Below are 26419 nucleotides of genomic sequence, written 5' to 3'. Positions count from 1 at the left end.
ACGCCATGATGCGCGCGCTCGAAGGGCAGGCCGCCTGGGTGACGGGGGCCGGATCCGGGATCGGGCAGGCGGCCGCCGTGGCGCTGGCGCGGGCCGGCATGCGGGTCGCGCTCACCGGACGGGGTCAGGAGGCCCTCGCGCGCACCGCGGAGATGGTCCGCGCGGCGGGCGGCGAGGCGCTGGTCGCCCCGGCCGACATGGGCGTGGCCGACGACGTGCAGCGCGCCTGGGAGGCGGTTCACGCCGCGTGGCGGCGCTGCGACCTGCTGGTGAACTCGGCGGGCCTCAACGTGCCGCGGCGCGGCTGGAGCGAGATCACGCCGGCCGGCATCGACGCCGTGGTCGGCGTCAATCTCAACGGCCCCTTCTACGCGGCGCGGGCGGTGCTGCCGACCATGCGGGCGCAGCGGAGCGGCCTGATCATCCACGTCTCCTCCTGGGCCGGCCGCTACGTCTCCAAGCTGACGGGACCGGCCTATTCCGCCGCCAAGCACGGGCTCGTGGCGCTCTCGGAGAGCCTGAACCAAGAGGAGTGCGGGCACGGCATCCGGTCCTGCTGCATCTGCCCCGGCGAGGTCGCGACGCCCCTCCTCGACAAGCGGCCAGTCCCGGTCACCGCGGAGGATCGCGGGCGCATGCTCCAGCCGGAGGATCTCGCCGAGACGATCCTGTTCGTCGCCCGCCTGCCGGCCTCCGTCTGCGTCAACGAGATCCTGATCAGCCCGACCTGGAACCGCGGCTATCTCGAGGGCGTGAAGCTCTGAGCGGGGCCGTCGCGGCGCGCTTGGCCGGGGGCGCGGTGCGCTCATCCCGCGTTCAGGCACGGAGGACGAGTGTCGCCACGGCCAAGCTGAACACAAGTATTTCTGAATTGTATCTGAGACTTTATGGACTAAATTCGGCGCAAGCTGGGCTATTTCAAGATTAAAATTGGATGAATGCGGGGTTCAGAACCGATTAAATCCGTCGCGCCTACCAGCGCTGCCGGAAGGCGATGAGACGCGTCTTCGCCGAACCGATGGGGACAACGGTCCGGCGGACCGCCGGGCCCCTCGGGGCCCCATCGCGCACGACCGGGGGGCGCGACCATGTCAGGGACCGAGGACGATCCAGGGATTCCGGGCTCCGCCGGCGCGGCGGACCCGGCCGGACCGGGCGCCGCGGCCGCATCACGCCCGGTGCCGGTCGGCGGACCCGGCCGGCCGATCGACGACGGCGCGCGGGACCGGATCGGGCGCGGCCTGCGCCTGCACTACGCGGGCGTCCTGGCCCTGCCGATCCCGGACCGGCTCCGGACGCTGCTCGACGAGCTCGCCGCACACTCCGACACGGAGGCCTCGCGATGACCCTGATGCTGCAAGCCGCCCCCGCGGGGAGCGGATCCGGTCCGGCCCCCCGGGGCGCCGACGCGGAGATGCGCGACCTCCTGCTGGGGGCGATCCCGGCGCTGCGGGCCTTCGCGTTCTCGCTGACCTACGACCTCGACCGCTCGGACGACCTCGTGCAGGACACGCTCGTGCGCGCCTGGGTCAACGCCGCAAGCTTCCGCCGCGGGACCAACCTGACCGCGTGGCTGTTCACGATCCTGCGGAACCTGTTCTACTCGGAGCAGCGCAAGCGCAAGCGCGAGGTGGAGGACGCCGACGGCCTCCATGCCGGACGCCTGACCGCCCTCCCCGAGCAGGAGATCCGGATGGAGATGGCGCAGTTCCAGAGCGCGCTGAACCGGCTGCCGCCGGCCCAGCGCGAGGCGCTGGTCCTGGTCGGCGCCCAGAGCTTCACCTACGAGGAGGCCGCGGCCATCTGCGGCGTCGCGGTGGGCACGATCAAGAGCCGGGTCAGCCGCGCCCGGACCCGCCTGATCGAGGTGCTGGGCATGACCGGCACCGACGACATCGGACCCGATCCGCAGACCCGCGCGGCCCTCGACGGCTCCTGAGGCGCGCGCCGCGGCGAGGACCGCCGCGGCGCCTACTTGATGAGCCTGACGACGTCGCGGAACCGCCTGTGCCGCGCCGTGCCGAGCCACTCGAACGCCACCATCTCGGTCGTTACGATCTCGGTGCCGTGGGCCGCCATCCGGGCGAGCGCCGCCTCCCGGTTCTCGATCCGCCGCGAGCCCACGGCGTCGGCCACCACGGCGACGCGGCGGCCGGACTCGCGCAGCCCGAGAACCGTCTGCAGCACGCAGACATGCGCCTCGCAGCCGCTGACCACGAGGTCGCGGTCCGCGGGCAGGCGCTCGAGGAAGCCGGGCGTCCGGGTCGCGCCGAAGCTCATCTTCGCGAAAGCCGTCCCGGGCTCGGGCGCCAGGGCCGGCACGGTCGGCCCGAGGCCGCCGGCATTCTGCTCGGTGACCAGGACCGGGACGTCGAGCAGCTGCGCGGCGGCGAGGAGGCGGCCCGCATTGGCGACGACCCCGTCCCCTTCCGCGATCGTCGGCATCAGCCGGGCCTGAACGTCGATGACGAGGAGGAGCGAGCGGGCGGGGTCGATCAGCGGCATCGATGTCTGGTCCCTGCGGACGGGTCGCGTCGGAGACGGAGGGGGCCCATCCTGGCCCCATCCGAGCCGTATCCTCGCCCCATCCGGTCCGGTGGGGACCGCGCCCGCAGGCATGACACGTGCGCGCCCCGACCGCGACCCCGCCCTAGAGCCGCTCCCGATCGTTTTGCGACGGTTGGGAAGGGCGGCGACTCCGGTCCCGGCAGCCGCGCCAGGCTCCCTCTCCCTCGCGGAAGAGGGCACCGGTGCCTCGTTCGGCACAACCCCGGCGGTCGCCTCCGTCCCGAACCGACAGGGAACGGCTCTAGCGGAGCGCGATGTCGCCGGGGATGTTCGCCGCCGCGGCGCCGCCGGCGGCCTTCTCGAACCACCGCCGGGCGGCTTCGAAATCCTGCTTCACCCCGCGACCGTTGACGTAGAGGAAACCGAGATTGTTCATCGCGTCCACGTTGCCGCCGGCGACCGCCCGCTCGAACCAGCGGCGGGCCGCGGCGGCGTCCCGCTTCACGCCCTGACCGTTGAGGTGCAGGCTGCCGAGGGCGTTCATCGCGTCAACGTTGCCGGCGGCGGCGGCCTTCCCGAACCAGGACGCGGCCGCGCCGTAATCCTGCCCGACGCCCTGACCGTTGGCGTAGAGTAGGCCGAGATTGTACAGGGCCGACGCGGCGCCGGCGGCCGCCGCCTTCTCGTACCAACTGCGCGCGGTGGCGTAGTCCTGCGTCACGCCCTGGCCGGCATCGTAGAGGCTGCCGAGGTTGTTCATGGCCTCGGCGTTGCCCGCCAGGGCGGCCTTCTCGAACCACGCCGCCGCGGCGGCGTAGTCCTGCTTCACGCCCTGGCCGTTGTAGTACAGGCTGCCGAGGTTGAGCATGGCGTCGACGTCACCGCCGGCGGCCGACTTCTCGAACCAGCGTCCGGCCGTACCGAAATCCTGCTTCACGCCCTGGCCGTTGATGTAGAGGATTCCGAGATTGTACATCGCGGCGGCGCTGCCGCTGACGGCCGTCGTCGTGGAGAGGCTCCCGGCGGTCTCCGCCTGTGCGCCCAGCCCGGACAGGACCGAGAGCGCCAGAGACATGGAGACGATGGATGTCGCGCGCATGGCCGTGAATCCCTGTGCGGGCACGCGAACGGTCATGCCCTGCGCGGAAGCCGATCCCGAGCATCTTCCGCAATGCTGAAGGCGTGTTCCCGAACCTTCTTCGTCCGCTGACAGTCTTACGGGCGAAAAACCCTTCGGCTGGACTGCACCGGACTGATCCTTGACCTATCCGGGCCCGGCAGGACTTTCTGGACCAAATCGCACATGCGGCCCGCATGGTCGGCCGACATCGCCGGCGCGCGCCACGGGCCGCGACAGGGTTCGCGCGCGGCGGGGACCGTGCGGGACCGGCCGGAAGGAGGCGTTGAGGGCTCGGCGGGGCGGGCGACCGGTCCCGGGACGCGTCGCTAGTAGGTCGCGAACAGCCGCGCCACCGCCTCGGGCTCCGCCGTGACGGTCAGCGCCAGGGCGAGCAGGATCCGGGCCTTCTGCGGGGTGAGGTTGTCGGCGCTGAGGATGCCGCGGCTGCGCAGCCGGGTGGTGAGCGGGACCACGCCGCTGCCGGCCCGGGTCGACATCACCACCACGATCCCGGCGGCGGCCGCCGCCTCCAGGGCCTCGGCCTCGGCGGGTGGGGTCATGCCCGGCGCGAGACCGGCCGCGACGAGGCCGCGCGCGCCCGCGGCCAGGAAGGCCCGGACCGCGGTGCCGTCGGCGTCGGCGTACCCGTAGGCGACGTCGACCCGCGGCAGCGCCGGCAGGGTCCGGATGTCGAAGGGCGTGCCCGGCGCGTGCGCCCGCTCGGAGCGGCGGTAGTAGCGGACGGACTCGCCGTCGACGTGGCCGAGCACGCCGAAATCCGGGGTCCGGAAGGTCTGGAGCCGGGCCACCGAGGTCTTGGTCACCTCGCGGGCCGCCTGGATCTCGTCGTTGAGCACCACCAGCACGCCGCGCCCGCGGGAGGCGGGCGCCGCGGCCGTGCGCACGGCCGCCACGAGGTTCAGCTTGGCGTCGGTGGAGAGGGCGCTCATCGGCCGCTGCGAGCCGACCAGCACCACCGGCAGATCCACCGTCAGGGTGAGGCTGAGGGCGTAGGCGGTCTCCTCCAGCGTGGCGGTCCCGTGCCCGATGACGATGCCGGCGAGGTCCGGGTGCTCGGACGCGAGGCGCTCGCACAGCCGGACGAGGTCGCGCCACTCCGCGAACCCGATCGCCGGGCTCGGGACCGCCCGGAACGGCACCGGCACCACCGCGGCGACTGTCGCGAGTTCCGGAACTGCGTCCAGGATCGCGCCGGCCTCGAGACGCCGGTCGGTGGCGGTGTAGTCGAGGATGTCGAGGGCATCGCGGCCGAGGGACGAGATCGTCCCGCCTGTGCCGATGAACGCGACCTTGGGCAATCCGGTCCCCGCTCCTGCCGCCATGCCGTCTCTCCCGTGCCTGTCCGGCGCTGTGATGCCGCGTCGCGCGGCCGGGGTCGACCCCGGCCGCGCGCAGGCGGGCGATGCACCGGGCGGGAGGCCCGCCGGGCGCGTCCCCGGCCTCAGCTGCGGAAGTCGAGGAGGAGCGCCGAGACGGCGCCGCTGTTGGCGGTGCCGCTCGCCCCGTAGCCGACGCGGCCCGACTGGCCGCTCTGGAGCTGCTGGATGAAGGTGGATAGCAGGTCGTTCGTCGTGCGCGCCGCGTCGGTGGTCGAGGTCGAAGTCGAGGTCGAGGTCGAGGCCGACGCGGAGACCGACGCCCCGCTCCCGGCGCTGCCCGCAGCGTCCGTCGGCGCCGGGCCGGGCGGGGGCCCCGGCGGCGGACCGTCCGGGCCGGCGACGTCGCCAGTCCCGTCGCCAGTGGCGTCCGCGCTCTGGGTGCTCCGGCCGTGGCTGGCGAACAGGTTCTTCAGCTCCGTGGCCTGGTCGGCGGTGAGGCTGCCGCTGCTGACCTGATCGGCGATCAGGCCGTCGATCCGGTCCTTCATCGAGGACGGGTCGAGCCCGGACCGGCTCGTCGCGCTGGTCGAGGCAGCGCTGGTCGACGACAGGCTCCTATCGATGCTGCTCAAGGCGCCCGCGAGGGCCGTCGCGTCGGTGCTGCTGATCGTGCCGGCCGACAGCGCGCTGCTGATCGTGTCGGACATCCGGGTCTGGGGCGACGCAGGCGGCGACCATCGCTGCGCGGCGAGCTGTGCTGTCGCGGTGGACGAGACGGTACTCATGGGGGGCTCGGGTCACGGATGAGCCGGATTCGCCCGGCGGCGGGTCCGTGTGCAAATTACCCACGCGGTTCTTAAGGCCGCGTTTCCGGGATCGCCCGGATTCCCGTCGCGCTAGCGGACTCGGGGACGGCCCGGAGCCGGGGCGCGACCGGGGATACCGGTCGCGCCGCTCAGAGGCTCGCGGCCATGCGCAGCGGCGGCGCCTCGGCCGGGCGCGCCGCGGCCTCGGCGTGGCCGTAGAGGCCGCGGTGCTTCGGGTTCGGCGAGAGCCGGTCGGTCAGGCCGATCACCGTCTCGGCGGCGCCGAGCAGCAGCGCGCCCTCCGGGGCGAGCTGCGCCGCGAGCCGCGCCAAGACGTCGGACTTGGTCGGCGCGTCGAAGTAGATCAGCACGTTGCGGCAGTAGATCACGTCGAACTGGCCCAGCGAGGCGAAGCTGTGCAGCAGGTTGAGCTGACGGTAATCCACCATGCTGCGCAGGCTCTGGGCGATCTGCCACTGCTCGCCGACCTGGGTGAAGTACTTGATCAGCCACTGCACCGGCAGGCCGCGCTGGACCTCGAAATGGCTGTACAGCCCGAGCTTGGCCTTCTCGATCACCTCGGTGGACAGGTCGGTGGCGACGATCTCCACCTGCCAGCCGGCGAGCCGCGGCGCCGCCTCCTGAAGGAGCATGGCCAGCGAGTACGGCTCCTGCCCGGTCGAGGCCGCCGCGCACCAGATCCGCAGCCGGCGGCGGCCGGCATTGCGCGCCAGCACGTCCGGCAGGAGCGTGTCGCGGAACAGGTCGAAGGGGATCCGGTCGCGGAAGAAGAAGGTCTCGTTCGTGGTCATGGCCTCGACCACGGCCCGCTCGATCGTGCTGTTCTGGGCGAGCTTGAGGGCGCCGATCAGGTCGCCGAGGCTGGCGAGGCCGAAGCGGCGGCAGACCGGGGTCAGCCGGCTCTCCACGAGGTAGCGTTTCTCCGGCGTCAGCGCGAGGCCGGAGCGCTGCTTCAGGAAGGTGCGCAGGAATTCGAACTCGAGCTCGGTCATGCCGGCTGCCCCGTGATCAGGGCGCGCAGCGCCGTCGCGAGTTCGGGCAACGGCAGCACGGCCTCGGCGAGCCCGGCCCGCGCGACGCTGCCCGGCATGCCCCAGACCGTGCTGGTGGCCTCGTCCTGAGCGAGGACCGGGCCGCCGGCCTCGGTGAGCGCCCGGGCGCCGTTGGTCCCGTCCGAGCCCATGCCGGTGAGGATCACGGTCGCGGTGGCGGCGCCGAACACCACCGCCGCGTCCTTGAACAGGACGTCGACCGCGGGGCGGCAGAAATTCACCGGGGGGCCGTCGGTGAGCTTGATGATCGGGCCGCCGGCCCCGCCGGCCAGCCCCATGTGGCGGCCGCCCGGGGCGACGTAGATGCGGCCCGGCTCGACCCGCTCCTCGGCCTTGCCCTCCGCCGCCGGGAGCCCGGTGCGGGTGGCCAGATGCTCGGCGAAGACCGCCGTGAAGATCGGCGGCATGTGCTGGACGATCAGGACCGGCAGGCGCCGCAGGGCGGCGGCGCCGATGCCCTCCAGCATCTCGCCCACGGCCCGCGGGCCGCCCGTGGAGGAGCCGATCAGCAGGGCGCGGGGCTGGGTCCGGTTGCGGACCTTGGGCCGGAGCGTGAAGGGAGTCGCGGGGCGCGCCGCGGCGGCCGGCGCCGGATGCGCCGCGGCCGGCACGGCCGCCGGCGCGGGCGCGGCGTGGTAGCCCGGCGCGTGGCCGGCGGGCGCGGCGGACGGGCGCCGGTTCCGCGCGCGGGCGGAGCCGAACACGCGGACGCGCTCGATCAGCTCGACCCGGAACGTGTCCGAGGTGGTGACGCCGCGGCTGCTCTCCGGCTTGGCGATGTAGTCCACCGCGCCGAGGGCGAGGCATTTCAGCGAGATATCGGCGTTGCGCGTCGTCAGGGTCGACATCATCACGACCTGCACGCTCGGGCTCATGGCGAGCATGCGCGGCAGCGCGGTCGTGCCGTCGAGTTCCGGCATCTCGATGTCGAGCAGGACCACGTCCGGGTCGTGCTTGGCCATCAGCTCCAGGGCGATCCGGCCGTTGGAAGCCGTGCCGACGAGCTCGAATCCGGCCTCGCCGATCCAGCGGGCCACGAGGCCGCGCACCACGGCCGAGTCGTCGGCCACGAGCACACGGATCGCCGTGGCCGATGAGGTCGTGCTCTGGGTTGGCGGCGTGCGCAGCGGGGCGACCGCGGGACTCAGGGCCATGATGATTGCCTCGGGTGCAGGGTCGCGGGGCTCGGGCCGCGGGTCAGGGAGCGGGCGATCAGGCCGCGTCGGCGACGAGACCGACCTGTTCGAGCTTGGCCGTCAGGATGTCGCGGTCGAAGGGCTTCATGATGTACTCGTCGGCCCCCGCCCGGAGGGCGCGGGCGATCGCCCCGACGTCGTTCTCGGTGGTGCAGAACAGGACCTTCGGCGCGCCCCCGCCCTCACTCTGGCGCAGGGCCTGGAGGAACGCGTAGCCGTCCATGTTCGGCATGTTCCAGTCGAGCAGGATCGCGTCGGGCATGCTGGCCGCGCAGGCTTCTAGGGCGGCGCTGCCGTCCTCGGCCTCGCTGACGTTCATGCCGAGATCCTCGATGATCCGCCGGGCGACCTTCCGGATCACCGCGGAATCGTCCACCACCAGGCAGGTGGTCTCGTGGGGCGCCTTCATCGACCTCTCCCTCAAGCCGCCTTGGCGCCGGCGGGCGTGAAGCCGAGGAGCGCGTCCACGTCGAGGATCACCAGGAGCCGGCCGTCGAGGCGGTGGACGCAGGTGGCGAGGTCGCGGAAGCGCGGATCCAGGTTGATCGGCACCGCCTCGCGGCTGTCGGCGCCGAGCTTGAGCACCTCGCCGACCCCGTCGACCACCAGCGCGAAGGTCTCGCCGGCCTGCTCCAGGCCGATCGCCATCTTCGGGCTGGCCTTGGTGCCGTCCGCCTCGGCCTCCGCGTCGGGCAGGCCCAGGCGCCGGCGCAGGCTCATGGCCGTCACGACCCGGCCGCGCAGGTTCAGCAGGCCGACGATCTCGGCCGGCGCCAGGGGAACCGGCGTCACGCCGGAAGGGACAAAGACGTCGTGGACCCGCTCGATCGCCAGACCGAACAGCGTCTCGCCGACGAAGACCGTGACGAAGTCGTCGGTGGCGCCGGTCTCGGCGCCGCTGGTGGGGGCGCCGCTGGTGTTGGCGTTGGCAGCCTGCATCGGAACTCTCCGGATTCGTTCGTCGCGATCGTCGCGGTGGGCTCGGGTCGATCGGCCTGGGTCGATCGCCCTGGGGCGGGCGGCGCGGCGGCTCAGGCGGCTTTCGACACCGTGGCGGCGCCGATCTCGGCCAGCGCCGAGATCAGGCCGCTGCGGTCGAACTTCGCCACGAGGTCGCTGATCGCCAGCGCCCGCGCCTTCTCCACCGCGTCGGCGCCGATCGCGCCGGTGAGGCCGATCACCGGGAGCCCGGCGACGCGCGGCTCGGCCCGCCGCATGGCGGCGACGAGGTCGAAGCCGCTGCGGCCCGGCATCTCCAGGTCGGTAACCACCACCTCGATCTGCGGATCGGACTGGAGGGTCGACAGGGCCGTCTCGGCGCTCGACGCCGTGACCACCTGGTAGCCCGCGGCCTTGAGCACCGGGCTCAGCATGTCGCGGAAGAAGGCCGAGTCGTCGACCAGCAGGACCGTGGAGATCTGCTCGGGCCGCTTCAGGCCGCGCGCCCAGTCGTCGTAGGCCAGCGGCAGGAAGTGGGCGATGTTGATGATGTCGGTCGCCCGGCCCCGCAGCACCGCCGAGCCGATCAGGTCCGACCGGTCGGCCGCGATCTCGATGTCGAGGCGCTCCTCGACGATATCGACGATCTCGTCGACCACGAGGCCCATGGCGCGCTCGCCGTCGGAGAACACCACCAGGGCCTGCGTCCCCTCCGACTTGATGGTGATCGCCGCGTCGGCCGGGACCAGGGGCATCAGGCGCCCGCGGTACTGGATCAGCGCGCGGCCGCCGAGCCACTCGACCTTGGCGCACTCGATCTCCTCGAGGCGGGTGACCAGCGACAGCGGCACCGCCTTGAAGCTGCCCTGGCCGCCCTTGAACACCAGGAGCGTGGTCTTGGTGTCGGCCATCTCGACCGCCTCGTCGGCGTCGGCGTCGATGTGGCCGCCGCTGCCCTGGACGCCCTGCGCCACCTGGCGGGCCACGCCGTTGGGATCGACGATCAGCACCACGGCGCCGTCGCCGAGGATCGTGTTGCCGGCAAACATCGGGATGTGCCGCAGCTTCACCGACATCGGCTTCACGACGATCTCCTCCGTGTGGAAGACCTCGTCGACGAGGATGCCGAAGCGCTCGCGTCCGACCTGGGCGACCACCACGAAGCCGGCCTGGTCCGTCTCGGCGCCCGGACTCGACTGCCCGAGCAGGCCGGTGAGCGAGACGATCGGCAGCAGCCGCTCGCGCAGGCGCAGCACCGGCGCGCCGTTGATGTGCTCGACCCGCTGCGCCCCGGCATCGACCCGGACCAGCTCCAACACCGCCACCTGCGGCAGGGCGAAGCGGTGCTCGCCGGCCCGGACGATCAGGGCGGCCACGATCGCCAGCGTCAGCGGGATCTTGATGGTGAAGGTGGTGCCGCGACCCGCCGTGGTGGCGATGTCGATCAGGCCGCCGATGGTCTCGATGTTGGTCTTGACCACGTCCATGCCGACGCCGCGGCCCGAGACCGAGGTCACCGCCGCCGCCGTCGAGAAGCCGGCGTGGAAGATGAACTTGGCGACCTGGGCGTCGGTCATCCGCTCGATATCGGCCTGGGAGGCGAGCCCGCGCTCCGCCGCCTTCTTGCGGATGGCCGCGAGGTTCAGGCCCTTGCCGTCGTCGGCGATCTCGATCGTGATCGTGCCGCCCTCGTGGTAGGCGGCGAGGCGGATCGTTCCGCGGGCGGGCTTGCCCGCCGCCACGCGCTCGGCGGTCGATTCGAGGCCGTGATCCGCCGAGTTGCGGACCATGTGGGTCAGCGGGTCCTTGATGACCTCCAGGACCTGCCGGTCGAGCTCGGTCTCGTTGCCGACCATCACGAGGTCGATCTGCTTGCCCAGTTCGGCCGAGAGGTCGCGCACCACGCGCGGCAGCTTCTGCCACGCGTTGCCGATCGGCTGCATGCGCGTCTTCATGACGCCTTCCTGCAGCTCGGCCGTGACGTGCGACAGGCGCTGCAGCGGGACCTTGTAGCTCGAATCCTCGTGCCGGCGGGCGATCTCGAGGAGCTGGTTGCGGGTCAGCACCAGCTCCGAGACCATCGTCATCAGGTGCTCGAGCGTGTCGACGTTCACCCGGATGGTCTGGTTCTTGGCGGCGGCGGTCGTCTCGCCCTCGGCGCCCTCGACCTTCTCGGCGCGCGCCGGCTCGGCCTTCTCGGTCTTCTCGGCCTCGACGGGCTCGGGCTTCTTCTCGAACTTGGGCGCCGCGCTGACGGCGGGCGCTGGGGCCAGGGCCGGGGCCGGAGCGACGGCGGCCGCAGGGGCGGGCGTCGCGGCCACGGGGGCCGGCGGCGGGAGGAAGTCCGATTCGTCCGGACCGGGGGCGGCCAGGAAGGCGGCCTCCAAGTCGTCGAGGGAGACCTCGCCGGGCTTCAGCTCGCGGACCACCGGATCGGGCAGGACCGGCTCGGGCGGCGGCGGCGGGGCGGCGGCCTCGGGCGAGCCCTCGGCCATGCGCTCCAGGGCGGAGATGAGGTCGTCGTCCGAGCCCGCGGGCTCCGTGCCGGTGGCCTCCAGATCGGCCAGGATCGCCTTCAGCCGGTCCAGCGTCAGCAGGATCAGGGTGACGGAATCCGACGTGGCGGGCAGCCCGTCGCGGAAGCGACCCATCAAGGTCTCGGCGGCGTGCGCCAGAGCTTCCAGCCGAGGGAGGCCGAGGAACCCGCAGGTTCCCTTGATCGTGTGCACGAGTCGGAAAATGTTCCGCAGAATAGTCTCGTTGTTCGGATCCTGCTCGAATCGAACCAATTCTGCATCGACCGTGTCGAGATGCTCCCCGCTCTCGGTCAGAAACTCGCGAAGCAGGTCGTCCATAGGCGCTACTCGTTACGCGGAGAAGGTCTCGCGCAACCTACTTACTCGCGCGGGGTTAGGGAAGCGTTTCCATCCCGGCCCCGCGCGGCACCTTTTTCAGAGTTTCACGCCAGCGCCGTGTCCGAAGCCTCTCCATCGCGGTCTTCGGGCGCGTCGATCACTGCGGGCGTGGCGGTGATAGTCACTTCATCGCCCTCGATCGCGAAGCGGACATCCATGGCGGCGGCCCGCGCCACGAGGCCGGCGTAGAACGGCAGGATGCCGTGGGCGTCGACGGTGCCGCTCTCGGGGCTGCCGGCCATCAGCTCCTCGACGTGGGGCGGGATGCGGGCATGCGAGCCCTTGGCCTTCAGCACCAGCGTGGGCGCCTCGCCGTCGCCGGAGACGACGACGTCGATCAGGCCGCCCCGGGGAATCGCCGAGGTGGCGACCATCACGAGATTGAGCAGGAGCTTGACCTTGTTCTTCGGGAACAGCGCCTGCGGGGCGCTCCAGGTCAGCTTGGTCTTGTCGTCGGAGAACATGCCCTTGGCCACGCTCTCGGCGTCGGCGAGGTCGATCGAGGCGCCGGCCGAGCCGGCGGCCCCGAAGGCGATGCGGGCGAATTTCAGCCGCGCCGAGGCCTGACGGGCGCTCTTCCCGATCAGCTCCAGGGCGAAGGTCCGCATCGATTCGTCCTGGTCGTCCTCCAGGACCTCGAGCCCGTTCACGATCGCGCCGACGGGGCTGATCACGTCGTGGCAGACGCGGGAGCAGAGCAGGGCGGCGAGGTCGAGGCCGTCGAGAGTCAGGGTGGGCGAGGTCGGGGAGGACATGGTGCGCTCCGGGCGGGCGGATCTGAGGTGCGGACGTCTGCGGGCCGGGACCCCGATTGGGGCTGCCGGTTCCCGGCCGCCCGGTTCTCGGCCGCCCGGTCCTCGGCCGCCCCTGCGGCGATCGAGTCGCCCGAAAGGATCCCGCGCGGCCCGCGGGCCGGACCGGGGGCGACGACCGGTCCGCACGGATAGACGCCACGGTCGGCTTTGAAAAGCGTTACCGGATCGGACGGAAGGACGGGACGGGCCCCGATTCCGGGTCCGCGCGGCCGCGAACGCGTCGCCGCTGCCCGGTCCAGGCCGCCTCGTGAGCGCGCGGCGGGCGCCTTGAGCCCTGTGCGCCGGACCGGACACGGGCGGCCCGGTCGGCTACGATGCCGGCCCCGTCGCGCCAGGGAGGATGCGGCATGCGAGACGAGACCGGTCTTCCGAACGGAGCGGCGAAGGGAGCGGCCGCCGGGTCAGCCACGACGCTGCGCGCGGGCCTGCGCCCCCGGCTCGGGCTCGCCGACCCGGACGCCGCGCGGGCCCGGCTCGCCGAGCTCGCGCCGGCGCTGCCGGCCGGCTTCCTGACGCCGCCCTGCCGGGACCTGCTCCTCGGCCTGGCGGATCATTCCCCCTTCCTCTGGCGGGCGGCCACCCGGTCGCCCGAGCGGCTCGTCGCCCTGCTGGAACAGCCGCCGGACGCGGCGAGCCGGGACATCATCGCGCGGCAGCGCGCCGTCGGCGCCGCCTGCGGGGCGAATCCCGACCTCGCCGAGGTCGGTCGTCAACTGCGCGCCAACCGGGAGGCCCACGCCCTCCTGGTCGCCCTGGCGGATCTCGGCGGCTGCTGGGACCTCGACGCGGTGACCGGCGCCCTGTCGGCCTTCGCCGACGCCTCGGTGAGCGGGGCGGTCGAGGCGCTCCTCCGGCAGGGGATGGCGACCGGGCGGTACCGGCCCGGGGATCCGGAGGCGCCGCAGGACGGGTCGGGCCTGATCGTCCTGGGCCTGGGCAAGCTCGGCGGCTGCGAGCTGAACTACTCCAGCGACATCGACCTCGTCGTCTTCTACGAGGCCGAGCCCGCTGCCGCGGCGACCGGCGGCGATCCGAAGCCCTTCCTCGTCAAGCTGGCGCAGGGGCTGGTGAAGCTCCTGGCCGACCGGACCGCCGACGGCTACGTCCATCGCATCGACTACCGGTTGCGGCCGGACCCGGGCTCGACCGCGGTGGCGCTCTCCACCGGCTTCGCCTTCGACTACTACCAGACGCTCGGCCAGAACTGGGAGCGCGCGGCCTTCATCAAGGCCCGGCCGATCGCCGGCGACATCCCGGCCGGCGAGGCCTTCCTGGCGGAACTCGCGCCGTTCATCTGGCGCCGGCACTTCGACTTCCCGGCCATCGCCGAGATCCACGCCCTGAAGCGGCAGATCCACATGGTCCGCGGCCACGAGACCATCGCGGTCGGCGGCCACGACATCAAGATCGGCCGCGGCGGCATCCGGGAGATCGAGTTCTTCGTCCAGACCCAGCAGCTCGTCTTCGGCGGCCGCAAGCCCGCCCTGCGCGGGCGCCGGACCGTCGCGATGCTCGGCGAGCTCGTCGCGGAGGGCTGGATCGACGGGCGGGCCCGGGACGAGCTCTCCGCGGCCTACGCGTTCCTGCGCACCCTCGAGCACCGGATCCAGATGATCCGGGACGAGCAGACCCAGCGCCTGCCCACCGGGACCGAGGCGCTGACCGCGCTCGCCCTGTTCGCGGGCTTCCCCGACCTGCCGGCCTTCGAGGCGGCCCTGCTCCGCCATGCCGGCCGGGTCCAGGCACACTACGCCCTGCTGTTCGAGGCGGAGCCGGAGGCCGGCGCCGACGGGGCCGCCCTGGTCTTCGGCGAGAGCGAGCCGGATCCCGAGACCCTGGCGCGGCTCGGCGCCTTCGGGTTCCGGGACCCGGCCCTGGCCTGGGAGACCGTGCAGAGCTGGCATCTCGGGCGCCGCCCGGCCCTGCGGACCGGCCGGGCCCGGGAGATCCTCGCCGAGATGCTCCCGGCGCTGCTGCGCGCGCTCGGCGGGACCGCCGACCCCGACGCGGCGCTCCTCGCCCTCGACCGGGCCTTCGCGCGCATGCCCGCGGTGGCCGAACTCCTCGCCATCCTGCGCTCGCACGAGCGCCTGCGCCTGCTGTTCGCCGACATCCTGGGGACGGCGCCGCGCCTCGCCGACACGGTCGGCCTGAGCCCGCACGTCCTCGACACCGTGCTCGACGCCGACTTCGTGACGCCGACCACGGATCCCGACGAGGTCCGCGCGCAGTACCGGTCGCTCCTGGGCCAGCCGGCGAGCCACGAGGAGAGCCTCGACCGCTGCCGGGACGCCACCCGGCAGATGGCCTTCGTCACCGGGGCCCGCCTGCTGTCGGGCATCCTCACCCCGCGCCACGCCGGGGAGGCCTACGCGGCGATCGCCGAGGCCACGGTGGCGCTGAGCCTGGAGGCGGAGGAGCGCCGGTTCGCCCTGGACCACGGCGCGGTGCCGGCGGGGCGCTGCTGCATCCTGGCGCTCGGCCGCCTCGGATCCCGCCAGCTCAGCGCCGAATCCGACCTCGACCTCGTGTTCCTGTACGATTTCGACCCGGAGAACCGCACCAGCGACGGACGGCGTCCCCTCGACGCCGTGGTGGCCTACAACCGGCTGGCGCAGCGCGTGTTCGCGGCGCTCACCACGGCCACGCGGCGCGGCCGGCTCTACGCGGTCGACCTGCGGCTGCGGCCCTACGGCAGCCACAGCCCGCCCGCCGTGCAGCTCAGCGGCTTCGCGGCCTATCACGGCGGCGAGGCGGAGCTCTGGGAGCACATGGCGCTCGCGCGCGCCCGGGTCGTCGCCGGCGACGCCACCCTGGCGGCCGACGTCACGGCCGCGATCGCCGGAATCCTCCGGCAGCCGCGCGAGACCGCCGCCGTCTGCGCCGAGGCGGGCGCGATGCGGGCCCTGGTCGCGCGGGAGCGGGGCCATGCCGGCCCCTACGACCTGAAGCTCGCTCCCGGCGCGCTGTTCGACCTCGACTTCCTCGCCCAGGCCATCGTGCTGAGCCACGCGCACGACTGGCCCGGCTGCATCGGCCTCGGCGCGGAGTCGCTCTTCCGCGAGGCGGCGGCGCGCGGCCTCCTGCCCGCGGCGGCGGGCGAGGCCCTCGCCGAGACCTACGGCTTCCTCGACGCCGTCTACCAGTGGCAGCGGCTCGTGATGACCGATCCCGCCGCGGAGCCGTCAGAGACCGCGTCCCGGCAGATCGCCAAGGCCGTGGGACTCCCGGACGCGCGCGGCCTCGCGGCGGAACTGCGCCGCCACCGCCGCCGGAGCCAAGCCCTGCTGGCGCGGATCCGGCGGACGGTTCGGATTCCGGCGCGGATGCCGGCCGCCGCGCGGGAGCCGCCGGAGCGCCGATGAGGCGGCGCTCCGGCCGGTGGCCGTCGACATTCACCCCCCGCTCGGGCATTCAGGGCGGTGTCGGGAGGCATCATGACGGGCGCGGCGACGATCTCGGGACCGGAGCGTGAGCGGATCGCCGCGGCGCTCGCCGAGATCGCCTGCGCGGCGGGGGAGATCCTGCGCCGCTACCACCGGGGCCCCTGCCCCCACGCCCTGAAGCCGGACGGCTCACCCTCCAGCGCCGCCGACGTCGAGGCCGAGGACCTGATCGTCGACGCCCTCGCTGGGCGCTTCCCCGGGATCGCGGTCGTGGCCGAGGAGCGCGCCCAGGGCGACACCGCGCGCCCCGCCGACCTCTTCTTCCTCGTCGATCCCCTGGACGGCACCCGCGACTTCCTCGCCGGGACGCCGGACTACTCGGTCAACATCGCGCTGGTGGCGGGCGCCCGCCCGGTGGCGGCCGCGCTGGCCGCCCCCGGCCTCGGCCGCGTCTGGTGGGCCGGCCCTACGACCTTGGAGGGCCCCGTGATCGCGGGCCGGCCGGGGTCCGGGCGTCCGGTCCGCGCGCGGGCGGCGCCGGGGACGGGCCTCGTCGCCCTGGGCAGCCGGCGGCACGGCGATCCCGAGACCGCCACCTGCCTGGCGGCGCTGCCGGTGGTGGAGACGCGCCAGGTCGGGTCCGCCCTGAAGTTCGGGCTGATCGCCGCAGGCGAGGCCGACATCTACGTCCGCTGCGGCCCGACCATGGAATGGGACACGGCCGCGGGCGACCACATCGTCGCGGCGGCGGGCGGCTGCGTGGTGGTGCCGGGCGGCGGCCCGATCCGCTACGGCCAGCACGGACCTGATCACCGCAACGGTCCCTTCGCGGCCCTCGGGGACCCCGCCCTGGCCCCGCGGCTCGCCCTGCCGGCCCGCGCGAGCGACCGGCCGGCGGCGGCGCTCAGCGCGGCGCATCCCTAGGCGGCACGTTGGGCGAGGCGTCGGGCGAGCCGTCGGGCGGGACATCCTGCAGGCGGCGCACGGCCGGCCAGGCCGCCTCCGCCTGCCGGGCCAGGCCGGGCTCCGCCAGGAACCGGGCGCGGCGCCCGGCATCCCGGAACAGGTAGAGGCGCTCGTCGATCACCGCGAAGACCAGGGGATCGGCGTCCACCAGCCGGCCATCAAGGATCCCGGCGGCGTCGTAGCCCCCGAGGCGCGGCGCGTAGGCGGGCGGGTCGTCCCGGAATGCCGCGCGGTTGGCGCCGCTGGAGAAGCGCCAGACCTGGCCGCCCCAGGACAGCTCGAACCGGGCCAGACCGGCCTGCGGCCCGCCCTCCAGGAAGTAGCTGACCGGGTCGAAGCCGTTGAGCGTCAGCAGCTCGATCCGCGTCCGGGCCGTCAGGCCCTCCTCCGCGGCGGCGCGGCCGGGGGCCACCGCCGGCAGGGCCGCCAGCGCGGCTGACAGCGCGGCTGACAGCCCCACCGCCCGCGCGAGCGTGAGCGCCGCACGCGGGACGCCCGCGCCCGACCGCCCGGCCATGCGGACTGCGGGGTCAGGACGCGTTAACCACATCTTGCGGATTCCCTCAGAAGCTGGTCCGACTCATCCGCCCGGCGCGGCCTCTGCCGGCCCGGCGGGACAGAGCGGCTCAGGTCCATCGCACGAACCGTTAATCGAACCGGGCGAGGAGGCAACGATGACGGCACGAGACGATCGCGGCACCGACCGCCGCACCCTCCTGCGCGCGGGCCTCGGCCTGGCGCTGGGTGCGCCCCTCGGCGGCTCTCTCCTCGGCGCCGCGGGCGCGGCCCGCGCGGCCGGCGAGGATCTCGACACGCCCGAGACCTTCCGTCCCGGCGAGATCGTGGAATCCGGCCACCGGTTCTTCGGCACGGTGTCGCGCGGCCTCGCGCTCACCGTCGAGGAGGCGGGCCGGCGCTGGGGCGAGCCCAACGGCTACATCCTCGGCCAGGAGGGCGGCGGCGCCGTGGTGGCGGGCGTCCGCTACGGCGAGGGCACGCTCTACACCCGCAACGCCGGCAAGCGGCGCATCTACTGGCAGGGCCCGTCCCTCGGCTTCGATGTCGGCGGCGACGGCGCCCGCACCATGATGCTGGTCTACAACCTGCCCAACGTGCGCGACCTGTACCGCCGCTTCGCCGGCGTCGACGGCTCCGCCTACTTGGTGGGCGGCTTCGGGATGACCGCGGTGGTCAACGACCGGGTCATCGTCGTGCCGATCCGCAGCGGCGTCGGCGCGCGGCTCGGGATCAATGTCGGCTATCTGAAGTTCACCCGTGAGCCGACGTGGAACCCGTTCTGATCCGGCCTGATCCGGCCTGAGCCGGCTTTGATCCGGGACGGCGTCGGAACGCGTTCTGATTGACCGGCCCCGCGGGATTTCACCCTCGCGGCCAACCTGGGCTAGAGTGGAGTTGGGTCGGGTTTTCCGGCCGGATGCGCGGGCTGCACCCTCGTGATCGAAACGGTGATGATCTTCGCGCTGGGCTTCCTGGCGGCGAGCCTGTGCGGCCTGCTGCTTCTGCCGGCCCTGAATGCCCGCGCCGCGCGCCTGGAGCGTCGGCGGGCCGAGGCGCGCCTGCCCCTGTCGCCGGCCGAGATCGCCGCCGAGCGCGACTTCCTGCGCGCGCAGTTTGCCGTGCAGCAGCGCCGGTTGGAGCGCCGGGTCGAGACCGTCGAGGCGCGGCGGCAGGCCGACATGGCGGCGATCGGGGCCGGGACGATGCGGGTCGCCGCCCTGGCGCGCGACGTCGCTGCCCGCGACGCCGAGATCGCCCAGGCCCAGGCCAAGACCCGGGAGTTGGAGACCGAGCTGACGCTGGCGCGGGAGGACGGGAGCGCGAGCCTCGCCACGCTCCAGGCTCTCGAGGACGCCCATGCCGACCTGCTCGACAGTCTCCTGGCGCTCCGGCAGGGCGCGGCGCCGGCACCGGACGCCGCCGCGCTGGCGGCCGAGCGCGACGACCTGCGCGCGAGCCTGAAGGCGGCCGAGGAAGCTCTGGCCCTGACCGTGGCCGACCGCCAGAACGAACGCCACGACCGGGCCGGAAACCTGTCGCCGGACCGGCAGGCCGGCATCGAGCGCGAGAACGCCGATCTCCGCCGGCGAATCGTCGAGGTCGCCGAAGCCCTCACGGCCCCGGGCCGGATGCCGCGGACCGCGGCGGCGATGCCGGAACCCGAGCGGGTCTGAGCCGATCCACCTCCGAAACGGGGTTTGGCGACCGGAACGCAACCGAAAACCTGCGATGACTGCCTTGTTTCGACCACGCAAAGGCATCATCGCATCGCCGACGCGTCCTGCATTCACAAGTTCGACAGATGGTACGGATACCCATGCGCCTGAAGCCGATCGTCCTCGCCGTCGCGGCGGCCGTTGCCCTGACGCTGCCGGCAGCCGCGCAGCAGACGAAGCGCGGCAACGAGACCCTGAAGAAGTACTGCACCGGGGACTACCTGACCTATTGCGGCAACCTGGCCCCCGACGATCCGGCCACCGATGCCTGCTTCCAGAAGAACTGGAAGAAGCTCAGCGAGAACTGCCGCCGGGCGATCGACGCCTACGAGGCCGAGCAGCAGCAGAACGCCCCCGCCAAGAACCGGCAGGGCTCGCAGGGCGGCAAGGAGCGGCGGGGCTGACGCCTCCCGGCTGTCGAGGCCGGGCCGGGAACCGCGGGAACGGGCCCCAACCGTGCGCCGCGGCCGGCCTGTGGCGGACGGGCGCTCGCGCCGGGACGCGGCAACGGCTAAGGTAGCGCTCCCGCCGGCCCTCGCGTGCCGGTGCCGAGCCCGCCGGACCCTCGCGCGATGTTGTCGAAACCCGCCCTGAAACTCCTCGCCGTGTCCGGCCTCGTGGCCCTGGCGGCTTCCGCCTGCGGGCGGCGGGGTGCGCTGGAGCCGCCCCAGACGGCGGCCCCGCGGGCGGGTGCGCAGGCCGGTGCGGACGCGCCGACCGGGCGGCGGACGCTGCCGGTCTCGGTCGGCCTCGGCGGCGGCGCCCCGGAGCCGGACCCGGCCTCGGTGCGCGCCGGCGACGAGCTCTCCGCGGCGGCGGTCCCGCCGGGCGGCACCGAGGCGCCGGTCGAGACCAGCCGCGGCGCGCGGCGCGGCTACCGGGTGCCGAAGCAGCCTTTCATTCTGGATCCGCTGCTGTAGAGGGCGGAGGCCGGCACGCCGTCGCGGTGCCGCGCCCGGTGGCCCCGCTCGGACTCGGTCGGACCCCGCCACCGGCGCGCGCCCGCCGCGGCCGGCGGCGGAGTGTTTCACGGGAAACAGCCCGCGCTCCGGCGGGACGAGATACGGCGACGAGACACGGCCGAGATGCACCATTTTCACTATCGCGACGGCCGCCTGCACGCCGAGGATGTCGACCTGACCGGCCTCGCCGCGGAGGTCGGCACACCGTTCTACTGTTACAGCACCGCCACGCTGGAGCGGCACTTCCGCGTCTTCGCGGAGGCGTTCGCGGCCGACGACGCGCTGGTCTGCTTCGCCATGAAGGCGAACTCGAACCAGGCCGTCCTGCGGACCCTCGCGGCCCGGGGCGCCGGGATGGACATCGTCTCCGGCGGCGAGCTGCAGCGGGCCCTGGCGGCCGGCGTGGACCCCGGCAAGATCGTGTTCTCGGGAGTCGGCAAGACCCGCGCCGAGATGGAGGCCGCGCTGAGGGCCGGCATCTTCTGCTTCAACGTGGAGAGTGAGCCGGAACTCGCGGTCCTGTCCGAGGTGGCGGTGGGCCTCGGCCTCCGCGCGCCGGTCTCGGTCCGGGTGAACCCCGACGTGGACGCCGGCACGCACGCCAAGATCTCCACCGGCAAGTACGAGAACAAGTTCGGCATCCCGATCACCCGGGCGCCGGCTGTCTACGCCGCTGCGGCCGCCCTGCCGGGGATCGCGGTGCACGGCGTCGACATGCATATCGGCAGCCAGATCACCGATCTGGCGCCCTTCGCCGACGCGGCCCGGCTGCTCGCCGGCCTCGCCCGGGAGTTGCTGGCGGCCGGCCATCCCCTGCGCCACATCGATTTCGGCGGCGGCCTCGGCATCCCCTACCGCGACGACAACGCGCCGCCGCCGGACCCGGCCGCGCTGGCGGCGACCCTGCGGCCGCATTTCGCCCCGCTCGGCCTGCGGCCGGTCTTCGAGATCGGCCGGATGATCGTCGGCAATGCCGGGATCCTGCTGACGCGGGTGCTCTACGTGAAGCACAGCGAGGGGCGGACCTTCGTGATCGTCGACGCGGCGATGAACGACCTGATCCGCCCGACCCTGTACGAGGCCTATCACGGCCTGCGGCCGGTCATCGAGCCGGGTCCCGAGACGCCGCGCCTCGTCGCCGACGTGGTCGGCCCGGTCTGCGAGAGCGGCGACTACCTCGCCCTCAACCGCGAGATGCCGGAGGTGAGGCCCGGCGACCTGATCGCCGTGATGAGCGCCGGCGCCTATGGGGCGGTGCAGTCCTGCACCTACAACACCCGGCCGCTGGTGCCGGAGGTTCTGGTGCGGGGCGACCGCGCGGCGGTGGTCCGCCCGCGCCTCGACGTCGACGCCCTGATCGCCCTCGACCGGGTGCCGGACTGGCTGGCGTGAGCCGCGCTCCGGAGGGCGCCGCCGCCCCCAGGCCGCTCCCGGGACCCGACGGGCCCCTGCCGCTGTCGGTCTTCATCATCGCCCACAACGAGGTGGACCGGATCGGCGCGACGCTTCGGGCGGTCCGCGGCCTGACCGACGACCTCGTCGTGGTCGATTCCGGGTCCACCGACGGCACGCAGGCCCTGGCGGAGTCGCTGGGCGCGCGGGTGCTGCACCATCCCTGGCCGGGCTACGGCCCGCAGAAGCGCTTCGCAGAGGAGCAGTGCCGGCACGTCTGGCTCCTGAACCTCGACGCCGACGAGGTGGTGCCGCCGGAGCTGGCCCGGGAGATCCGGGGCCTCTGGGCCGCGGGCGAGCCGCGCCGGCCGGCGTGGCGGATCGGCATCGCCGAGATCTTCCCCGGCGAGGGCCGGCCGCACCCGCTCGCCTACACGCTGACGCCGGTCCGGCTCTACCGGAAGGATCGGGGCCGCTACGCCGCCTCGCCGGTCCACGACCGGGTGGCGCTGGAACCGGGGGTGAAGCCGGGCCGGCTCCGGGGCGTGATCCATCATTTCTCGGTGCGCTCGCTCGGCGACCAGCTCGACAAGCTGAACCGCTACTCCGACCAGCAGGCGGACGACTTGGAGTCGCGGGGCGTGGTGATCCCGACCTGGCGGGTGTTCGTCGAGCTGCCGGGCAATTTCCTGAAGGCCTATCTCGGCCGCCGCCACTTCGTGCGGGGCACCTACGGCTTCCTGACGGCGATGAACTACGCGATCTCGCGGCATCTGCGCGTCGCCAAGCACGTCGAGCGCCGCCGCGTGGCCGCCGCCCGCCAGGATCGGGTTGACCCGCCGGATCCGACCTTCTAGAGCCAGAGCGCCGGAGACGTGGCCGAGCGGCTGAAGGCACTCGTTTGCTAAATGAGCATACCCAGAAATGGGTATCGAGGGTTCGAATCCCTCCGTCTCCGCCAGCACCGCTCAACTCGATCTAAGTCTCTGGATTGACAGCGATTTTCCGCACGTCGAGTTTTGATTTCTCCCCGCGGAAACTGGCTCGGCCAACGGCCGAAGGAATGCCCACTCGGCGCGCCCGATCGTCACGACGGCGTGTGATTCGAGCTTGAGCGGAGGAACGACTGCTTCCTGGCTCGCTTGCGAAGAGCTCCGTCCGAAGAAATGTGATCGACCGAACCGTCGCATCCTGCTTCGGCAGCATTCTCTGCGAGACCTGACTGCCCGGGTCGCCAGATCGTCAGCGTAGGTACCGACTCCGAGAACCACGCCGCGCCGGTGCCGTCGTGCTGCCTGCGATCCGGAGGCGGGATGATGTCACCCGGCATGCGCGTCGGATTGCTCCGTCCGGGTGGCGTCCAGGCGGGTACGCCGGCTTCGGCACCGGCTGACATGGGCGTGGTCGCGTCCGAAGGAGCCGCACTGAACAGGAGCGCGCGCACGAGGGCGAAGGCACATCCCTAGCGGATCCCGCTCGCGCGGAGCGCCCTTCCCCACCGGGCAGTCGAGACTTGGCCGTCGCGTCGATCCGTGCACCCGCTGGGCACGCGTCAGGACCCTCCCGTGACCGTGACCGGCCGCGCGGAACGGCGCCCGGGCGAGAGCCGTTCCCGATCCCCGTGGCCGCCCTGGTCGCGAAGGCCTGGTCGCGAAGGCCTGGTCGCGAAGGCCTGGTCGCGAAGGAGAACCGCCAGGAGCAGCACCACCGACACGATCAAGGGCCTGGCCAATGAGGCCGTCGGCAACGTGAAGCAGGGCATCGGCAGCGCGACTGGCAACGACAAGCTGAAGGCCGAGGGTAAGGCGCAGGAACTGAAGGGCGAAGCCCAGAAGACGACCGGGAACGTCAAGGACGGCGCCAAGCACGTGGCCGACAAGCTCACCGGCAAAGTTTGATCCGGCCGCCCGGAGCGGTTCCACGCTCCGGGCATCCCGAGGTCGCGGCAACGCGTCGAAGGAAAGGATCGTGGGTGCTGGCAGAGGCCGGTCCTGCAACGCCCGCGCGCCGTGCCGCGTTGATCTGCGAAGACAATATCCGAACCGCAGCCGGACCCTTGCCTGCGCGCAGCATCGTGGGCCCATGGACCAGTTGAACGCGTCGCAACCGACGCCGGAGATCGACCTCTCGTCCTGCGACCGCGAGCCCATCCACATCCTCGGCGCGGTGCAGGGGTTCGGCTTCCTCATCGGGGTCTCCCCGGACTGGATCGTCACCCGCGCCTCGGACAACATCGCGACCTGGCTCGGCCAGGGTGCGGCGGCACTTCTCGGCCTGCCCCTCGATGCCGTCCTCGACCGCGAGGCCATCCACACCCTGCGCGGGCACCTGCAGACCCTGCGCGGGCCGGACGCCGTCGACCGGGTCTTCGGCCTCCGGCTCGTGCCGGGCGGCGAGCCGTTCGACGTGGCCCTCCACCGGTCCGGGGACACCATCGTCATCGAGGCCGAGCCGAGCGCCACCGAACACCTCAGCGCCGGCAACCTCGTGCGCAGCATGGTCACCCGTCTCCAGCAGACCGTGGGGTTCGACCCCCTCTGCCGCGAGGCCGCCCGCCAGATGCGGGCGCTGACCGGGTTCGACCGGGTTATGGTCTACCGCTTCGCCGCGGACCATTCGGGCGAGGTCATCGCCGAGGCGGCCCGGTCCGGCCTCGCTCCCTACCTGGGGCTGCACTACCCGGCCTCCGACATCCCCAAACAGGCCCGCGCCCTCTACGCGCGCAACTGGCTGCGCATCATCGCCGACGTCGACGACACCGGCGCCGCCGTGCTGCCCCCGCGCGATCCGGCCGGCCAGCCCCTCGACCTGTCGCTGTCGACCCTGCGGACGGTCTCGCCGATCCACCTCGAATACCTGCGCAACATGGGCGTGGCGGCCTCGCTGTCCGTGTCCATCCTGCGCGACGGTCGCCTGTGGGGCCTGTTCGCCTGCCACCACACCGAGCCGCGCCACATCTCCCTCGAGCGCCGGACCGGCGCCGAGCTGTTCGGCCAGATGTTCTCCTGGCTGCTGGAGGCCCGCGAGCGGCAGGCCGACGCCGAGCGCGAGGTCCGTTCGCGCGAGTTGCACAACCGCCTGCTGGGCGCGCTGGCCACCGGCGGCACCAACCTGGAAAGCCTCTCCGACTTCCTCGACGACCTGGCGGCGATCCTGCCCTGCGACGGCATCGGCCTGTGGGTGAACGGCGAGATCACGCTCCAGGGCTCGACCCCGACCGCGGAGGAGTTCGCCGGCCTGGTGCGCTTCCTCAACCGCACGGCCGCGAGCAAGGCCTACGCGACCGACGAGATCGGGCGCGTCCACGAACCGGGCCGCGACTTCACCGAGCGGGCGGCCGGCATGCTCGCCATCCCGGTGTCGCGCACGCCCCGGGATTTTCTGGTCTACTTCCGGCGCGAGGTCTCGCGGACCGTGACCTGGGCGGGCAACCCGGTGAAGCCCGCGACTCCGGGGCCGAACGGCGTCCGTCTGACCCCGCGCAAGAGCTTCGAGGCGTGGCGCGAGACCGTGCACGGGCGCTCGCTCCCCTGGGCCGAGGTCGAGATGCGGACCGCCGAGGCCCTGCGCATCACCCTGCTCGAGGTGATCCTGCGCCTCACCGACTCCGCCGAGAAGGAGCGCAAGGTCGCGCAGGAGCGTCAGGAACTCCTCATCGCCGAGCTCAACCACCGGGTCCGCAACATCCTGAACCTGATCCGCGGGGTGGTGACCCAGAGCCGGCCGGCGGACGGGGCGGACAGCGCCTTCGCGAACACGGTCGGCGACCGCATCCAAGCGCTCGCCCGGGCGCACGACCAGATCACCTCGAGCAACTGGGGACCGGGATCCCTGCGCGACCTCGTCATGCTGGAGGCCGGCGCCTACCTCGGACCCAAGGCCGGCCGGGTCGTGCTCGACGGCGCCGACGTCCTGCTGGAACCGCAGGCGTTCTCGACCGTCGCCCTGGTCGTCCACGAGATGATGACGAACTCGGCCAAGTACGGCGCGCTCTGCGACAGCCTCGGGCGGGTCGACCTGCGCTGGGAGCGGGACGCCCTCGACCACTTGGTGATCCGATGGCGCGAGACCGGCGGCCCGGCCGTGCGGGCGCCCACCCGGCGCGGCTTCGGCACGACCATCATCGAGCGGTCGATCCCGTACGAGCTCAAGGGCGAGGCGGAGGTGCGCTACGAACTGGCGGGCGTCGAGGCGCGCTTCACCATCCCCCCGGCCTTCGTCCAGAACGCCTCACGCGCCGCGCCGAAGGCTGTCAGGGCGGTTCACGCCGAGGCGCTGCGCGGTCTCGCGGGGTCCGTGCTGGTCGTCGAGGACAACATGATCATCGCCCTGGAGGCCGAGGAGTTGCTCACGTCGCTCGGCGCCACGAACGTGGACATGGCGTCGTCGACGCGCGAGGCGCTCCGCCTGATCGACGCGGCGCCGCCGGCCCGGGCCCTGCTCGACGTCAACCTGGGCTCCGAGACCAGCATCGCCGTCGCGCGCAGGCTGTTCGAACTGGGCATCCCCTACGCGTTCGCCACCGGCTACGGCGACGGCTTCCGCATTCCGGAAGACCTCGCCGCCGTGCCGGTGGTGAAGAAGCCCTACGGGGCGGAGGACCTCCTGCGCGCCTTCCCGGCTTGAGCCCGCGAGCCGGTGCTTGACGGGTCGGTGGTCAGGGTTACCGGTGGTTGGGGCGATGTCGGGCGCGGCGCCTGGCCCGGTGGGATGTTCCGCCACGAAACGCGCGGAGGTCGCGCGGTCCTCAGCGCGCCTCAGCTTGCC

24 protein-coding genes and 1 tRNA gene are annotated in these 26419 nt (G+C 72.9%); 14 read left to right on the top strand and 11 right to left on the bottom strand.

Annotated elements, in window-relative coordinates; translation table 11 throughout:
- Window positions 1–5 precede the first annotated feature (5 nt).
- From C4T42_RS26815 to C4T42_RS26805, 3 genes are all read left to right on the top strand, one after another.
- Complete coding sequence (locus tag C4T42_RS26815; RefSeq protein WP_020094387.1) at window positions 6–764, top strand: SDR family oxidoreductase; 759 nt, start codon at window positions 6–8, stop codon at window positions 762–764.
- Window positions 765–1088: 324 nt separating this feature from the next.
- A complete protein-coding gene (locus C4T42_RS26810) occupies window positions 1089–1346 on the top strand; it encodes a NepR family anti-sigma factor (RefSeq protein WP_042671734.1) in 258 nt (85 codons plus the stop codon).
- Window positions 1343–1939, top strand: coding sequence for a sigma-70 family RNA polymerase sigma factor (locus C4T42_RS26805; protein WP_020094385.1), 597 nt, complete (start codon window positions 1343–1345; stop codon window positions 1937–1939). The genes C4T42_RS26810 and C4T42_RS26805 overlap by 4 nt, the downstream gene beginning before the upstream one ends.
- A 32-nt stretch (window positions 1940–1971) precedes the next feature.
- Here the strand turns inward: C4T42_RS26805 and C4T42_RS26800 are convergent, their stop codons facing one another.
- The 10 genes from C4T42_RS26800 to C4T42_RS26755 all read right to left on the bottom strand — a co-directional run bounded on the left by C4T42_RS26800 (window position 1972) and on the right by C4T42_RS26755 (window position 12652).
- Window positions 1972–2505, bottom strand: coding sequence for an isochorismatase family protein (locus tag C4T42_RS26800; RefSeq protein ID WP_091928113.1), 534 nt, complete (start codon window positions 2503–2505; stop codon window positions 1972–1974).
- A 304-nt stretch (window positions 2506–2809) separates the two neighbouring features.
- Window positions 2810–3607, bottom strand: coding sequence for a tetratricopeptide repeat protein (locus C4T42_RS26795; RefSeq protein ID WP_020094383.1), 798 nt, complete (start codon window positions 3605–3607; stop codon window positions 2810–2812).
- A gap of 347 nt (window positions 3608–3954) precedes the next feature.
- The gene (locus tag C4T42_RS26790; RefSeq protein ID WP_091981130.1) at window positions 3955–4971 is read right to left on the bottom strand and encodes an asparaginase; all 1017 of its coding nucleotides are present in this window, start codon (window positions 4969–4971) and stop codon (window positions 3955–3957) included.
- A 119-nt stretch (window positions 4972–5090) separates the two neighbouring features.
- Window positions 5091–5675 (bottom strand): hypothetical protein, encoded by a 585-nt coding sequence (locus C4T42_RS26785; protein ID WP_244603286.1) that lies wholly within the window; start codon window positions 5673–5675, stop codon window positions 5091–5093.
- Between the two features lie 248 nt (window positions 5676–5923).
- The gene (locus C4T42_RS26780) at window positions 5924–6787 is read right to left on the bottom strand and encodes a protein-glutamate O-methyltransferase CheR (RefSeq protein WP_020094379.1); all 864 of its coding nucleotides are present in this window, start codon (window positions 6785–6787) and stop codon (window positions 5924–5926) included.
- Window positions 6784–8001 carry a chemotaxis-specific protein-glutamate methyltransferase CheB gene (cheB, locus tag C4T42_RS26775; RefSeq protein WP_103986160.1) on the bottom strand — a complete coding sequence of 406 codons (1218 nt, stop codon included), beginning with the start codon at window positions 7999–8001 and terminating at the stop codon, window positions 6784–6786. The genes C4T42_RS26780 and cheB overlap by 4 nt, the downstream gene beginning before the upstream one ends.
- Window positions 8002–8059: 58 nt before the next feature.
- Window positions 8060–8452: a response regulator gene (locus C4T42_RS26770; protein ID WP_012320961.1), complete on the bottom strand. Its 393-nt coding sequence runs from the start codon at window positions 8450–8452 to the stop codon at window positions 8060–8062.
- 11 nt (window positions 8453–8463) lie between these two features.
- The gene (locus C4T42_RS26765; RefSeq protein WP_103986159.1) at window positions 8464–8982 is read right to left on the bottom strand and encodes a chemotaxis protein CheW; all 519 of its coding nucleotides are present in this window, start codon (window positions 8980–8982) and stop codon (window positions 8464–8466) included.
- Window positions 8983–9074: 92 nt separating this feature from the next.
- On the bottom strand, window positions 9075–11837 hold the full coding sequence (locus C4T42_RS26760; RefSeq protein WP_103986158.1) for a hybrid sensor histidine kinase/response regulator: 2763 nt from the start codon (window positions 11835–11837) through the stop codon (window positions 9075–9077).
- Between the two features lie 104 nt (window positions 11838–11941).
- A complete protein-coding gene (locus tag C4T42_RS26755) occupies window positions 11942–12652 on the bottom strand; it encodes a histidine phosphotransferase family protein (RefSeq protein WP_103986157.1) in 711 nt (236 codons plus the stop codon).
- Window positions 12653–13059: 407 nt separating this feature from the next.
- On the opposite strand from C4T42_RS26755, the gene C4T42_RS26750 reads away from it, so the two are divergent.
- A complete protein-coding gene (locus C4T42_RS26750; protein ID WP_103986156.1) occupies window positions 13060–16077 on the top strand; it encodes a bifunctional [glutamine synthetase] adenylyltransferase/[glutamine synthetase]-adenylyl-L-tyrosine phosphorylase in 3018 nt (1005 codons plus the stop codon).
- A 72-nt stretch (window positions 16078–16149) separates the two neighbouring features.
- Window positions 16150–17022, top strand: a complete 873-nt coding sequence (locus C4T42_RS26745) for a 3'(2'),5'-bisphosphate nucleotidase CysQ (protein ID WP_103986155.1) — start codon at window positions 16150–16152, stop codon at window positions 17020–17022.
- On the opposite strand, the gene C4T42_RS26740 is transcribed toward C4T42_RS26745, so the two are convergent.
- Window positions 17003–17581: a YHS domain-containing (seleno)protein gene (locus C4T42_RS26740; protein ID WP_020094372.1), complete on the bottom strand. Its 579-nt coding sequence runs from the start codon at window positions 17579–17581 to the stop codon at window positions 17003–17005. The two genes, C4T42_RS26745 and C4T42_RS26740, sit on opposite strands and share 20 nt — an antisense overlap.
- Window positions 17582–17738: 157 nt before the next feature.
- On the opposite strand from C4T42_RS26740, the gene C4T42_RS26735 reads away from it, so the two are divergent.
- The 9 genes from C4T42_RS26735 (at window position 17739) to C4T42_RS26695 (ending at window position 26278) form a co-directional block, all read left to right on the top strand.
- Complete coding sequence (locus tag C4T42_RS26735) at window positions 17739–18365, top strand: DUF1134 domain-containing protein (protein WP_020094371.1); 627 nt, start codon at window positions 17739–17741, stop codon at window positions 18363–18365.
- Window positions 18366–18533: 168 nt separating this feature from the next.
- Window positions 18534–19256 (top strand): hypothetical protein, encoded by a 723-nt coding sequence (locus C4T42_RS26730; RefSeq protein WP_042671737.1) that lies wholly within the window; start codon window positions 18534–18536, stop codon window positions 19254–19256.
- A gap of 143 nt (window positions 19257–19399) precedes the next feature.
- Window positions 19400–19702 carry a hypothetical protein gene (locus C4T42_RS26725; protein ID WP_020094369.1) on the top strand — a complete coding sequence of 101 codons (303 nt, stop codon included), beginning with the start codon at window positions 19400–19402 and terminating at the stop codon, window positions 19700–19702.
- A gap of 168 nt (window positions 19703–19870) precedes the next feature.
- A complete protein-coding gene (locus C4T42_RS26720; protein ID WP_020094368.1) occupies window positions 19871–20218 on the top strand; it encodes a hypothetical protein in 348 nt (115 codons plus the stop codon).
- Between the two features lie 165 nt (window positions 20219–20383).
- Window positions 20384–21652 (top strand): diaminopimelate decarboxylase, encoded by a 1269-nt coding sequence (gene lysA, locus C4T42_RS26715; protein ID WP_020094367.1) that lies wholly within the window; start codon window positions 20384–20386, stop codon window positions 21650–21652.
- Complete coding sequence (locus C4T42_RS26710; RefSeq protein ID WP_020094366.1) at window positions 21649–22509, top strand: glycosyltransferase family 2 protein; 861 nt, start codon at window positions 21649–21651, stop codon at window positions 22507–22509. The genes lysA and C4T42_RS26710 overlap by 4 nt, the downstream gene beginning before the upstream one ends.
- A gap of 12 nt (window positions 22510–22521) precedes the next feature.
- Window positions 22522–22613, top strand: a tRNA-Ser gene (locus C4T42_RS26705).
- Between the two features lie 697 nt (window positions 22614–23310).
- The gene (locus C4T42_RS26700) at window positions 23311–23550 is read left to right on the top strand and encodes a CsbD family protein (RefSeq protein WP_042671726.1); all 240 of its coding nucleotides are present in this window, start codon (window positions 23311–23313) and stop codon (window positions 23548–23550) included.
- 184 nt (window positions 23551–23734) lie between these two features.
- Window positions 23735–26278 (top strand): HWE histidine kinase domain-containing protein, encoded by a 2544-nt coding sequence (locus tag C4T42_RS26695; RefSeq protein ID WP_020094364.1) that lies wholly within the window; start codon window positions 23735–23737, stop codon window positions 26276–26278.
- The last annotated feature ends 141 nt before the right edge of the window (window positions 26279–26419 follow it).

The organism is Methylobacterium sp. 190mf (assembly GCF_900107945.1).
Lineage (GTDB): Bacteria > Pseudomonadota > Alphaproteobacteria > Rhizobiales > Beijerinckiaceae > Methylobacterium.
This window is presented reverse-complemented; position numbering and strand designations above follow the sequence as displayed.